We start from the raw sequence: 13,177 nt of genomic DNA on the forward strand, positions 1-13,177 counted from the left end.
GCGGCGGGCCTTCCGGCGTCCGGGAGGAGGGACGGGCACGGCGCACGATCCAAAGGCGGGTGAGGACCGTGCGGGCGGACCCGGCCGTGATGGTCTGACGGGTCGGGGGCGGGCCGGTTCTCGTGGTCGGGTCAGGGGGCGTACGGGTCGAAGTCGATCCCGTCGGGCAGGGCCTTGGCCAGGGAGTCGGCGAACCGCTCGTCCTTGAGGTCGAGCTGGGCCGCACCGTAGTCGGCGGTCACGAAGATCTCCCGGATCCCCTCGGGGTAGCCGTCCCAGCCGACCAGGTCCGGGTACTGCCACTCGCCGTAGTGGTTCTCGGGCGGGTCGTCGTGGTCGGCGGCGAACCGGAAGGCGTGGGTCGAGGCGCCGTCCTTGTGGTAGACGATCTTGGCGTGCGTGCCCTCCCACAGGAGGTCCTCCGCCGCGCGGGTGTCGTAGTCGCCGTGCGCGGAGGCCGACACGTAGCGGGCCTCGTCCTCGAACACCCAGACGACGACGTGCTCCAGGTCGTGCCGGTGCCCACAGCAGCCGTGCATGATCTGGTCCTTCTCGAAGTAGAGCGCGTACATGTACGCGCACCACCCGCTGCCGTCACAGCTGGACCGGGAATAGGAATTGGTGTTGTCCAGGTCCGACTGGTCCCGGCAGTTTCCGTTCAGCGCACCCGAGGTGTTGAGCCCCTCAGCGACAGTTCCGTCCGGCCCGATGGCGGGGGTGGAATAGCAACCGTCCGTGTCGTAGTCGAAGGCGGGCTGCCATTTGGCCTCGGCCTCGGAGGAATGGGCGGGGAGCGCGGGAGGCGGTTCCGCGAAGGCCGGCGTGGCCATCGCGACCACCAGGGCCAGGGCTCCCATGAGCGAGACCCCGCCGCGCAGAGCGGACCTCTTCGGGAGGCGAAGCGACCCCGGGAACCTCTTGGGACTTTGTTCCATGAAACCCCACGAGGAACCCGGAGCCACTTTCGCGCCGTCTTCCCGCAATGCGCACACCGCCATTCTCCACACCTGCCAGTCCCTTTACCACTGAATAAAGTAACCAGCCGACTACAGACAAACAAGACGGGTTCGCCGCATTTTTTTCGTGGCCGGGAACAGGTTTACCGCGGCACTGTCCCCGACCAGCGAAAAAGGCGTCGGAGGACGGTCACAGCCGTCCGGCGTCGATGATGCGTTGGAGGAACCGACGGGTGCGCGGCTCGGTCGGATCTCCCAGGACGCGCTCCGGCGGCCCCTGTTCGAGGATGCGCCCGCCGTCGAGGAAGCACACCGTGTCGGCCACCTGGCGGGCGAACCCCATCTCGTGCGTGGCCAGGAGCATGGTCATCCCGTCCTCACGCAGCCCGCGTACGAGGTCCAGCACCTCACCGACCAGTTCCGGGTCCAGGGCGCTGGTCACCTCGTCCAGCAGGAGCAGGCGCGGAGAGTTGACCAGGGCCCGCACGATCGCGACCCGCTGCTGCTGCCCGCCGGACAGCCGGTCCGGGTACTCATCGGCCTTGTCCAGCAGGCCGACCCGGTCCAGGAGGGCACGCCCCCGCTCCTCGGCCTCCGCCCGCCGCCTGCGGTGCACGCGGCGCGGGGCCAGTGTGACGTTGTCCAGCACGGACATGTGCGGGAACAGGTTGAACGCCTGGAAGACCATCCCGATCCGGCGGCGCACGCTGTCCGGGTCCACCCTCGGGTCGGTGACGTGCTCGCCGTCCAGGTGGATGGAGCCGTCGCTGATCGGCTCCAGCAGGTTGGCGCAGCGCAGGAGCGTGGACTTGCCGGAACCGGAGGCGCCGATGAGCACCACCACACCGTGTTCGGGCACGTCGAGGTCGAGCCCGTCCAGCACCACGTCGCCCCGGAACTCCTTGCGGACCCCGCGCGCCCGCAGCACGGGGACGTCGCCCTCCAGTCGGGAGAGCCGTTCGAGCTCGCTCACCTTGCGCCCTCCGAGGACTGTCTGCGGGCGGCCCGTACGGTCACCCAGTCGGTCACCGCCACCAGCGGGATCGCCATGAGCACGAACAGCACCCCGGCCACCACGTAGGGGGTGAAGTTGTAGGTCTGCGCGGTGGCGATCTGCGCCGCGCGGATGGCGTCGATCGGCCCGGCCAGGGAGATCAGGCCCACGTCCTTCTGGAGGGCCACCATGTCGTTGAGCAGCGGCGGCGACACGCGGCGGACCGCCTGCGGCAGCACCACCCAGCGCATGGCCTGTGTGTAGGTGAGCCCGAGCGAGCGGGCGGCGGCGATCTGGCTGGGGTGGACGGACTCGATCCCCGCCCGGAACACCTCGGCGATGTAGGCGCCGTAGGTGACCACCAGCGCGATCCCGCCGAGCACGAGCACGCTCGGCGTTCCCTCCAGTCGGAGCCCGGGCACACCGAAGGTCATCAGGTACAGCACGATGATCAGCGGGGCGCCCCGGAACCCGTACGTGTACGAGGCGGCCAGGGCGCGCAGGGGGAAGAACACGGGCCCGCGCAGGGTCCGCATGATCGCCACGAGCAGGCCCAGAGCCAGCGCGCCGAGCGCGCAGAACACCAGGACGCGCAGGTTCAGCCAGAGCCCGGTCAGGACGGCCGGGAGGGCCTCGCGGGCCACGCCGAGGTCGAAGAAGGTCTCCCGGACCCGCTCCCATCCGGGCGAGCCGACCACCACGGTGACCAGCACCGCGCCGAGCAGTGCCGTGGAGAGCGCACCGACCAGGACCGAGCGCACGCCTTGGCGGCGGCGGAACGTGCCGCGCTCCGTCTCCAGCAGGCTCGGGACGTGCGGTTCCCTGGGTCCGGTCACGACAGTTCGGGGGCGTCGGCGGCGTCGGCGAGCCACTCCTGTTCGAGTTCGGCGAGCGTGCCGTCCTCCCGCAGGCTGTCCACGGCCCGGGTGACGCAGTCCGTCAGGGGTGAGTCGAGGTCCAGGACCAGCCCGAACGACTCGTCCCCGGACGCCGACTCCGCCTCCGGCAGCTGCCCGACGATCTCGGCGTCCTCCAGTTCGGCGGAGGTGACGTAGAAGGCGGTGGGGAGGTCGAGGACGACCGCGTCCACCTGACCGTTCTCCAGGGCCTGCTTCGCGTCGTCGTTGTTGTTGAAGACGAGGGGCTCCTGCTCCGGGGCGATGCTCGCGATCAGCGCGTCGTAGCTGGTGGTGCCCACCTGGGCGCCGATCACCAGCTCCCGGAGGTCGTCCAGGCCCTCGGCCCCGGCCGCTTCGCCGTCCGAGAGCGCCACCACGGCCTGTCGGACGTCGTAGTAGGGCGAGGAGAAGTCGACGGCCGCCCGCCGCTCGTCGGTGATGGAGAACTGGTTGACGTCGAAGTCGTAGTCCTTGGGACCGGGGGCGATGGCGTTGTTGAAGGTCACCACGGTCCACTCGACCTGCTCGGCGGGATATCCCAGCTCCTCGGCCACCGCGTACGCCACCGCGGACTCGAATCCCTCACCGTTGGCGGGGTCGTCTCCGACGAACCACGGCGGGTAGGCGGGACTGTCCGTGCCGACGGTGAGGGTGCCGTCGGTCAGCGTGGGCAGGGCACCGGGTTCGCAGGCGGCGGCGTCGCCCTCGGCGACCGGGCCCGGGGCCTCCTCCGGGGAGCAGGCGGTGGCCAGCAGCACGGCCGAGGCCGCGACCGCCCCGAGCCGGACGAAGGGTGAGGCGGTGAGGGGACCACGGGTGCGGGGTCGCAGGGGCATGGGGTGCTCCGGAGGCTCAGGCGGGGGACGATGATTTCCCCACATTAGCGACCAAAGCAGTGGACAACCAGGTCTTCTGCGTCACGCTCCCCGGGAGGGCGACGGCCCTGCGGACCGTCGGACCGCGGTCGCCTCGTCCCACGATCCGTCCCCGATCCGCCTCGGCCACGAGGCGTCCTCCACCGGGCCCCTGGGGGCGGGGCACCGGTCGACAGCCGCGCGGTGGGCCGGGCGCTCCCAGAGCGACCCGGCTACTCGTCGTCGTCCTTCTCGGCCTCTCGGACCTCGGCCTGCATGGGCATCTCGAACCAGACCGCCTTGCCGTCCGGGGTGGGGCGCGATCCCCAGCGACTGGCCAGCTGCTCCACCAGGTAGAGGCCGCGTCCGCCCTCGTCGTCGGCGGCGGCGCTGCGGATGCGCGGCAGGCGCAGGTCGTGGTCGAAGACCTCCACCCACACCGCGTTGGCGCCACGGCGCAACCGGAGGAGGAACTCCTTGTCGGCGGGGTCCTCGGCGGACTCGTCCTCCTCCGCGACCGCTTCCAGGAGGTCGCTCCAGTCCTCGTCGAACTCGTCGGCCCCACCACCGGCGGCGTCGATCGGGGTCTCCGAGTCCAGGACCCCACTGCCGGTGAACTCGCGGTGCACCGGGTGCGGGGTGGCGTGGATGACCACGTTGGTGACGATCTCCGAGACCAGCAGGCAGGCGAGTTCGGCCTGGTCGCGGTCGACCCCCCACTCCTTGAAGGTGTCGGCCGCCAGGTGCCGGGCGGCGCCCACGGTGGAGGCCTCCGAGGGGAACCAGCCCTCCCGCAGCGCCAGCTCCTCGGAGTGGGTGCGCACCACCATCAGCGCGGTGTCGTCGTCCAGCACGCCGGGCACGCTGTGCACGGCGGCCTCGGCGATCTGGTCGACGTCCTTGTCGGCGACCTCGGCGACGCGTTCGGTCATCCGGGCCAGCGCGCGCTCCGGGTCGGCCTTGCCGCCCACGGGCCGGCGGTCCACCAGCCCGTCGGTGTACATGACCAGGGTGGCGCCCAGGGGAAGGCGCAGGTTGGCCTGGTGGTAGACGATGTCCTCGCCCGAGCCGCCCTTGGCGCGCACGCCCAGCATGCGGTCGGTGACCTCCAGGTCGAGGGTCTCGACCGACTCCGAGGTGATGAGCAGCGGCGGAGCGTGCCCGGCGTTGGCGTAGGACAGCTCGCGGGACCAGGCGTCGTAGACCATGTACAGGCAGCTGACGCTGGGAATCCACACGCCGCCCCCGCTGTCGGGGATGCCGAGCTGGCGGACCCACTCGTCGAGCTCGCGCAGGATGTCGGCGGGTTCCCGGTCGGCCTGCGCGAAGGCGCGCAGCGCGGCGCGCAGCTGGCCCATGACGGCGGCCGCGTGCGGCCCCCGGCCCTCGACGTCGCCGATGACGAGCCCGACGCGTCCGGCGGAGAGCGGGATCGCGTCGTAGAAGTCGCCGCCGACCTGGGTCTGTATGCCGTGGCCGTGGCCCTGGAGGGGGCCGGCCGGAAGGTAGCGGTGCGCGACGGTCAGACCGTCCAGGGCGGGGAAGTCGGTGGGCAGCAGGCTCCGTTGGAAGGCCACCGCGGTGCTGCGCTGCTCCTCGAAGAGCCGGGCGTTGTCGATGGCCAGGGCGACCCGGGAGGCGATGGCGCCGACGAGGTCGCGGTCGAAGCCGCCGTAGCTGCTCTTCTGCCGTGGTGAGAGCCCGGACAGGGCCAGGGTGAGCACGCCGAGGATCTCGCCGCGGGCCCGGAGCGGGGCCGCGATGGCGGAGGTGACCCCGACCTGCCGGGAGACCCGGTCGGAACGGTCGCTGGGTGAGTTCTCGAAGAGGTAGTCGCTGGTGACCACCGTCTCCAGACGACGCATCGCCTGGGTGACGAAGTGGCGTTCGGGGTAGCGGACCTCGTCCCCGACGTCGAACCACGAGTTAGCCGGGGGCGTCCAGCCCTCCGCGTGCACGGAGACCTGTCTGACCAGGCGGTCGCGGTCGTAGAGGTCGATGAAGCAGTGGTCGGCGAACTGCGGCACCAGGATTCCGGCCACGCCCCTGACCGTGGAGTCGAACTCCAGGGAGCTGGCCAGACGGCTGCCGATGCGTTCGAGCAGGCCGTACTGCTCCTCGACCCGGCCGCTGCGCAGCGCCTCGCGGGCGATGAGCGTGATCCCGTCGATCTCGCCGGACTCGTCGCGCATGGGCACCGCCTGGGCGCGCACGTGGATCCACGTGGAGTCGCCCTTGAGCACGGCGAACGTGCCCTCCCACGGCTCGCCGCGCAGCACACGCCGCGCCAGTTGCGAGGCGTGTTCGCGGTCGGACTCGTGGATGCCGATGTCGAGCAGCGACAGGCCGACGTAGTCGCGCCCGCCGACGAACCCGAACAGCTCGCGGGCGTACGGGTTCCAGTAACGAAGGAGGCTGAACCGGTCGATGACGACGATGGCGATCTGGGCCTGGTCGACGACCTCGGCCGTGGCGAGCGCGTCGCTCTCCCGGAAGGGCTCACCCCACCGTGTCATCTAGCCGCCACCTCGCCGTCATGAGCTGCACACATGCCCGCTCCGGGTACCCCGAACGACCGCACCTTGGGGCGAGCGTAGCAACACCGTCAACGTTCCCGCAGCGCAATGAGACAATCCCGATGAGCAACCAATCAACGTGGACGAACGCTTCACGGCTTGGCGACGAAGATGTGCCCGGCGACGTCCGCCGGGAGCTCGGTGTTCTCGATCTCGCCGATGACGCGCACACCGTCGTCGGAAGCCTGAAGCACGACTTCCTGTCCCGGTTGTACCCCGGATTCGCGCAAGGTGAGCATGATGTCCGCGTCCGGCTGGAGTTGTTCGCTGATGCGCCGCACCGTCACGGTGGTCTCCGTCTTGGAGGCGGCGTCGATCATCGGCACGATGGAGTCGTCGGTGAACGGCTCGGGGGAGTAACCCTCCAGGCCCAGCTCCTCCAGCCCAGGGATCGGGTTGCCGTGCGGGCACACCGAGGGGGCGTTGAGCAGTGTCACCAGACGCTCCTCGACGGCCTCGGAGATGACGTGCTCCCAGCGGCATGCCTCGATGTGGACGTCCTCCCACGGCAGCCCGATGACGTCGACGAGCAGGCGCTCGGCGAGCCGGTGCTTGCGCATGACGTGGGTGGCCAGTCTGCGGCCCTCGGCGGTCATCACCAGGTGGCGGTCGTTCTCGACCTTCAGCAGGCCGTCGCGCTCCATGCGGGCGACGGTCTGGCTCACCGTGGGGCCGCTCTGGTGCAGGCGCTCGGCGATCCGGGCCCGAAGCGGGACGATGCCCTCCTCTTCGAGCTCGAAGACCGTACGGAGGTACATCTCCGTGGTGTCGATCAGCCCGTGTGCGGTCAAGACTCCCCTCCCAAGGCTCTGCGCCCGACGCGCGGTCACGTGCGGGCACGGCAGGTCTCTCACAACACAGGCCGGGACCACGTGATTCCCTGGGGCCAAGTGGGGACCGGGGCGTCCGCAGGACCGCGGGAGCGACCACCGATGCGTCCAGCATATCGCGACGCGACGGGCGTGGATTTCGACACCGTCTCACGATCCGGACACCATGGGTCCCTGTGGCCCCGACCGCGCAAGGGTCCAAGGTCACAGGCGTGCAGGTGATCCGGTCGATACAAGAAGTATCCGGAAGACCCTTGCCAAACCCTCTCACGAACCCCGCTCCCGCCCGAACCCGCGTTCGACGCGACCAACGTCACCTCGGGGCCAGGATCCACGGGAGCGCCCGTCCGGGCCCTCCGCCGACCGATCGAACAGGGGCGCGGCCTCGCGGTGCCCGGAGGTCCCGGGGACGCTAGGGAGCGAGGCGTTCGATCTCCCAGGCCCGCCCGGTCCACAGGTAGCGGAACCGGTCGTGCATGCGGTCCTCGCCGCCCTGCCAGAACTCCACCTCGCTGGGGATCAACCGGTAGCCGCCCCAGTAGGAGGGCCGCGGGATCGCCTCGTCCGCGCCCCAGACCACGTCGAACTCGTGGAACAGCCGGTCCAGCTCGGGACGGTCGGCCACCGGCTGCGACTGGCGCTCGCTCGCCCAGGCACCCAGCTGCGAGCCCCGGGGGCGGGAGGCGAAATAGAGGTCGTTCTCCTCGTCCCCGAGCGGCTCCACGCGCCCGGCCACCAGGACCTGGCGCCGGATCGCGTGCCAGGGGAACACCACGCTCGCGCGGGGGTCGGCCTCCAGGGCCCTGCCCTTGCGCGAGGTGTAGTTGGTGAAGAAGCGCAGGCCGGTGCTGTCGTAGCCCTTCATCAGGACCGTCCGCGACCTGGGCATCCCGGAGGGCTCCACGGACGAGAGCACCATCGCGTTGGGTTCGGCGAGGCCGGACTCGTGGGCCTCGCCGAACCACACGTGGAACTGGGCCATCGGCCGCTCTGCCAGGTCGCGGCGGCGCAGGGGTTCACCCAGGTACGGTTTCCGCAGTTCCGCGGGGTTCAGGTGGTCCACACGACGCATACTCTCACGCCGGTCGTCCCCCGATCCCCGGGCCTAGGGGCAGGCACTCCTCACCTGGTTCGATGGTGTTGGCGTTGCGCATTCCGCACCGCTGCACGACGTGCTGGCGCTGCTCATAGCCGGTTTCCGGGTTGACCACCTCCGGGCCCACCAGCACCAGCTGCACCATACGACCGTCGTACCAGTTCCCGTCGTTCCCGGCGTCGAACTCGATGTACCCGGAGACCCCGGTCAGGTTCCGGATGCCCTTGATCCCGCTGTGCAGGTCGTCCCGCTGTTCCTCGTACTGTTCCTGGGTGCGGAGGAAGGGCGGCCGGTCCAGGCCGACCCAGCGCAGTGGACTCTTCTCCGCGAGCTGCTCCTGGGTGAGCCCGGTGGTGGGCAGCGCCTCGGAGACCACCAGCAGGGCGTCGCTGGCCACGGCCGCGTGCGCGATGGAGGGGAACTCCGTCTTGGGCGCCGACCGCTCCTCCTGGCCGTCCTCCCTGAACAACTCCTCCTGGAGCGTCGCCATGTCGCGGTAGAAGCCCTGGTCACCGCCTCCGGGTCGACCACCCGGACCGCCCCAGGGCCCGCTGGGCGCCAGGGGCGTGTAGAACACCGAGTGGTAGGCGGCGTTGTTGCCGATGAGCTCCTCCTCGTCCGAGACGAACTTGGAGACGTCGTCCCCGCCCAGGATGGTCATGCGTCCGTCCACGCAGTCCTCACCGCCGGTCCGGGTGAACCGGCGGTAGAACTCGGTGAAGTCGTCGGAGCGGCCCGCGTAGTAGAGCAGGTCCGGCGGATCCTCGTCGGTGCACAGGCGCTCGAGCTGCTGCTCGTAGGTGGTGTCGGTCTCCGACTCACCGTTCTGGTAGAGCAGCACGCCCTGGCCGTCGTACTCGTCCCGCTCCAGCCCCTCGGCGCCCTCCCACACCCGGCCGCCGCGGTCCTTGAAGGCGGCGATGAACTCTCGCGCCAGGTGCGGCCCGTACTGTTCGTGCGGCCCGCCCTCGGCGTCCGTCTCCCCGCTGGCGATGGCCACGGCGGTCTGGTGCGGCCTCAGCCCGCGCTCCGCGCCGTCGGCGTCACGCCAGGACACCCCGTACCGGGCCCAGTGCGCCGACTGCTCGGCGATCCTGGTGTTGGCCGGGGAGACCGGGAAGTAGAACTCGCTGTGCTCGCGCGCGCCGGACTGGGCGACGTCGTCGAAGGTGGCGGTGGTGCCCACCATGGTGATCGAGGCGTCCCCGACCTCCTTGATGGCGTTGCTGTTGGGCACGACGCTGTGGCCGAAGCCGACCGCGGCGATCGGGCGGTCCATCCCGAGCCGCTCGTCCTCGGCGCGGTCCACGATCTCCTTCGCGGCCACCAGTGAGTGCTCCCAGTTCCGGCCCGCGTTGGCGATGAGCAGCTTGATCCTGGGGTACCTGGAGTCCTTGATCCGGTTGTGCTGGCCCTGCTGGTACGCCAGGCCGAGGAGTTCGCCCTGGCTGCCGGAGAGCGAGGGGTCGTCGGGGTCGACCACGTCGAACTCCGCGAGGTGGGCGATGGTGACGTAGGGCTGGCCGCTGGCCTCCACCTCCTTGTTCTGCTCATGGACCAGCTCGGTGACCTCGGTCAGCCGCTCGTTGAAGACGAACGCGCCGTCGGTGACGCCGACGCACTGGTCGCCCTTCCGCGTGATGCCCTGCGGCTGCCAGACCCCGTCTTGGACACACGGGTTGCTGGCCTGCGCCAGCGAGGGCAGGAACACCATTCCGAACAGCACCAGGACAGCGGTGGCACCCGCGACCCCGCCGGTCCACAGCCCGGCGAGGACGGGTCCGCTGAGGACCCACTCGGGGGTGCCGCGCCGCGTGAGCTCACCACCGCCCTCGGGCAGCGGCGCGATGTGTCTCGTGATGACGCGTTCCACACCGAGCACCCCGGCCAGGTAGCGGCGCCGGGTCCACGACCGCACCGGTTCGAGCGCCCTCTTCTCTTCCTCCTCCTCGTTCTCCTCCCCGCCCTCGATGAACTCGGGCATCGCCTCGTTGCGGGTGGAGTCGACGGTGCCCTCCACCAGGGGACCGAGCCCGGCGTCGCGCACCTGGACGAGCAGCAGGGGGTCCGGGAAGGCCCGGCGCAGGCGCTCCTGCTCGATCAGCCACACGAAGTACCGGCCGACCCGGTCCAGCCGTCGCTGGTCGTAGACGAGCACCGGCCGGGCGCCGCTGCCGCGCCGGAGGCGGTAGCTGCCCGCGCCGTACTCCCGGTGGAGGTCGTCCAGGAGCGCGTTGACCGCGATCTGGTGAGTGCCGGGCGGGCGGATCGGCCCGTTGATCCGGGCCCGGTCCATGGCGAGGTTGTTGAGCTGGTTGAGCAGGTGCACGCCGTGCGCGCGGTGACGGCCCCGGCCGCCCGGGGAGGCGCTCTGCTCGGGACCGCGCCCGTCCAGGTCCATGACGTAGCGGTGCCGGTTCAGCCACAGGTAGGGGCGCCACGGGAGCAGGAAGAAGAACACCGTCAGCACGTAGACGGTGACCAGGAGCGTGCCGACCAGCAGGGAGACGAGTTCGTCGGCCTGCTGCGCGAGCAGACCGAGGTAGGCGACACCGAAGGGGGTCGCCGCGAGTACCAGCGAGAACACGAACGACAGCGGGGTGAGGATCTTCTCGTCCGCGGCGCCGAAGGTGATCACCCTGGAGGCCGCGTTGACGAACCGGGAGAACCCGGCCGCGCCGCGGGCGAGCCCGCGCCAGTAGACCGTGCACCTGCTGCGCAGCAGCTCCCAGCGGCTGGGGGCCGTCACGGCGCCCGGATCCTCGGCGGCGCGCTCCGCGCGTTCCAGGAGCTCGTCCCTGCGCTTGAGCGCGCTGTCGAGTCGCGTCTCCCGCAGGGCCCTGATCACCTCGACCTGGGTGCTGCTGGTGTTGAGCAGGGTGCCGTGCTCGGAGACGCCCGTGCCCTCGGAGAACTTGCCCCTGATGACCTGGAAGTTGCAGCGCCGGAGCCACAGCAGGGAGCGGACCTGGGAGAAGCGCGGCGGGGGTGGCGGCTTTCGTCCGCGGGGCGCCGCGGGCTGATCGTCCCTCCACGCGAACCCGCCGTCCACCAGGCGTTCCAGGAGTTCGTACAGCTCCTGGGTGGTGACGTCGCCGTCGGCGTCCCCGGAGGACGTGCCCTCGCGCGGTTCCCGGACGGGTTCGGCACCAGGGGGCGGAGCGTCGGTGTCCCCGGGCCACGGCCAGCGGCGGCTCCAACCGGTGGTGCGCCGCGCCGGTGGTCGGGGGGCCTCCCCGGTCTCCCGGGCCGGGACCTCCCCGGCCTCCTGGCGCTCCTTCTCGGGGATGCCTTCCGGGAGCAGCCACACGGGGCCGAGCGCGCTCGCCCTCACCAGGGCGCGCAGCACGGCGGGGCGGTCCTCGCGGCGATCGGTCACCAGGTCCAGGACGGGAGGGGGTTCGGCGATGTCACCGCGCTGCCGCTTGCCCCTCCGAGCGGGTCGACGTCGCGCCACCGTGTGTTCCAGGTTACGGACGGTGAAGTGTTCGGAGCGCGAGGGGCGTCGGCGCAGGTTCTCGAAGACCCGGACGAAGGCGGGTCTGCTCGGCTGGTCGTCCTGGGTGTCGGGTGTCTGATCGGACACTCGAAGCATCCCTCCACGGTCTTGTTGTAAGGGTCGGCCCCCGGCAGCTGCCCCATTAGACAGCAGGAGAAGGCCGGCCGACATCCCTTTTCCCCGAATTGGGACTGGCCCATACCGGCCAGAACCGCCGACCTGTGATGATTCGTTGCGCGGGTCACGCGGTTTCACTTGCACCAATTGCCGACCTGACCGGCGCCGCCACGTTGTCCACCACTACGCTGGTCGGCGTGACCGAGATTCAGATTCCCGCGAACCTGCTGCCCGCCGACGGCCGATTCGGGAGCGGCCCCTCCAAAGTCCGCGCCGCCCAGCTCGACGCCCTCGCCGCCTCCGGCTCCCGCTACCTGGGGACCTCCCACCGGCAGAAGCCGGTCAAGTCCCTGGTCGGCCGGGTCCGCTCCGGTGTGAGTGAGCTCCTGTCCCTGCCCGAGGGCTACGAAGTGGTTCTGGGCAACGGCGGGACCACCGCCTTCTGGGACATCGCCGCCCACGGCCTGCTGCGCTCCAAGTCGCAGCACCTGGCGTTCGGCGAGTTCTCCAGCAAGTTCGCGAAGGTCGCCAAGGGCGCCCCCTGGCTGGACGACCCGACGGTCATCACCACGGACCCCGGCACCCACGGCGAGGCCGTCGCCGAGGCCGGTGTGGACGTGTACGCCCTCACCCAGAACGAGACCTCCACCGGAGTGGCCGCGCCGATCCGCCGGGTCGCCGGGGCCGACGAGGACGCGCTCGTCCTGGTCGACGCCACCAGCGGTGCGGGCGGCCTGCACGTCGACATCTCCGAGACCGATGTCTACTACTTCGCGCCGCAGAAGAGCTTCGCCGCCGACGGCGGCCTGTGGATCGCGGTCATGTCGCCCAGGGCCCTGGCCCGCGTGGAGGAGATCGCCGCGAGCGGCCGCTACGTTCCCGAGTTCTTCTCGCTGCCCACGGCGGTCGCCAACTCCGCGAAGGACCAGACGTACAACACCCCGGCCGTGGCCACACTGCTGCTCCTCGCCGAGCAGCTGGAGTGGATCAACGACCAGGGCGGTCTCAAGTGGGCCGTGGCCCGCACGCACGAGTCCAGCTCGATCCTCTACAACTGGGCGGACCACTCCCCCGTCGCGTCGCCGTTCGTCGTCGACCCGGCGCAGCGCTCCCAGGTGGTCGGCACCATCGACTTCTCCGAGGAGGTCGACGCCGCCCGGATCGCGCAGGTGCTGCGCGCCAACGGCGTGGTGGACACCGAGCCCTACCGCAAGCTGGGCCGCAACCAGCTGCGCGTGGCGATGTTCCCGGCCGTGGAGCCCAGCGACGTCAACGCGCTCACCGAGTGCGTCGACCACATCGTGAGCCAGCTGTCCTGACGGGGATCACCCGGGGACCGTCCTGAATCGGTCCACG

Annotated in this window: 9 protein-coding genes; 1 reads left to right on the forward strand and 8 read right to left on the reverse strand. The window is 70.7% G+C overall.

Going from position 1 to position 13,177, the window contains the following annotated elements; genetic code table 11:
* Positions 1 to 131 precede the first annotated feature (131 nt).
* The 8 genes from BDW27_RS12555 to BDW27_RS12590 form a co-directional block, all read right to left on the reverse strand.
* Positions 132 to 935, reverse strand: coding sequence for an NPP1 family protein (locus BDW27_RS12555; protein ID WP_110049531.1), 804 nt, complete (start codon positions 933 to 935; stop codon positions 132 to 134).
* A gap of 211 nt (positions 936 to 1,146) precedes the next feature.
* Complete coding sequence (locus BDW27_RS12560) at positions 1,147 to 1,929, reverse strand: amino acid ABC transporter ATP-binding protein (protein WP_199560638.1); 783 nt, start codon at positions 1,927 to 1,929, stop codon at positions 1,147 to 1,149.
* Positions 1,926 to 2,786 (reverse strand): amino acid ABC transporter permease, encoded by an 861-nt coding sequence (locus BDW27_RS12565; protein ID WP_017544013.1) that lies wholly within the window; start codon positions 2,784 to 2,786, stop codon positions 1,926 to 1,928. The genes BDW27_RS12560 and BDW27_RS12565 overlap by 4 nt, the downstream gene beginning before the upstream one ends.
* Positions 2,783 to 3,685: an ABC transporter substrate-binding protein gene (locus tag BDW27_RS12570; RefSeq protein WP_110049420.1), complete on the reverse strand. Its 903-nt coding sequence runs from the start codon at positions 3,683 to 3,685 to the stop codon at positions 2,783 to 2,785. Before BDW27_RS12570 ends, BDW27_RS12565 begins: the two co-directional genes overlap by 4 nt.
* A 251-nt stretch (positions 3,686 to 3,936) precedes the next feature.
* Positions 3,937 to 6,219, reverse strand: a complete 2,283-nt coding sequence (locus BDW27_RS12575; protein WP_110049421.1) for a SpoIIE family protein phosphatase — start codon at positions 6,217 to 6,219, stop codon at positions 3,937 to 3,939.
* 152 nt (positions 6,220 to 6,371) lie between these two features.
* Positions 6,372 to 7,070: a metal-dependent transcriptional regulator gene (locus BDW27_RS12580; protein WP_017544016.1), complete on the reverse strand. Its 699-nt coding sequence runs from the start codon at positions 7,068 to 7,070 to the stop codon at positions 6,372 to 6,374.
* A 451-nt stretch (positions 7,071 to 7,521) separates the two neighbouring features.
* Entirely contained in the window at positions 7,522 to 8,172 is a 651-nt protein-coding gene (pdxH, locus tag BDW27_RS12585; RefSeq protein ID WP_026129155.1) for a pyridoxamine 5'-phosphate oxidase, read from the reverse strand.
* Positions 8,173 to 8,185: 13 nt separating this feature from the next.
* The gene (locus BDW27_RS12590) at positions 8,186 to 11,791 is read right to left on the reverse strand and encodes an ABC transporter substrate-binding protein (RefSeq protein ID WP_110049422.1); all 3,606 of its coding nucleotides are present in this window, start codon (positions 11,789 to 11,791) and stop codon (positions 8,186 to 8,188) included.
* A 227-nt stretch (positions 11,792 to 12,018) separates the two neighbouring features.
* On the opposite strand from BDW27_RS12590, the gene serC reads away from it, so the two are divergent.
* Positions 12,019 to 13,140 carry a phosphoserine transaminase gene (gene serC, locus BDW27_RS12595; RefSeq protein WP_110049423.1) on the forward strand — a complete coding sequence of 374 codons (1,122 nt, stop codon included), beginning with the start codon at positions 12,019 to 12,021 and terminating at the stop codon, positions 13,138 to 13,140.
* Positions 13,141 to 13,177 lie beyond the last annotated feature (37 nt).

It is taken from the genome of Nocardiopsis sp. L17-MgMaSL7 (assembly GCF_003182025.1).
In the GTDB taxonomy this organism is placed as follows: domain Bacteria; phylum Actinomycetota; class Actinomycetes; order Streptosporangiales; family Streptosporangiaceae; genus Nocardiopsis; species Nocardiopsis prasina.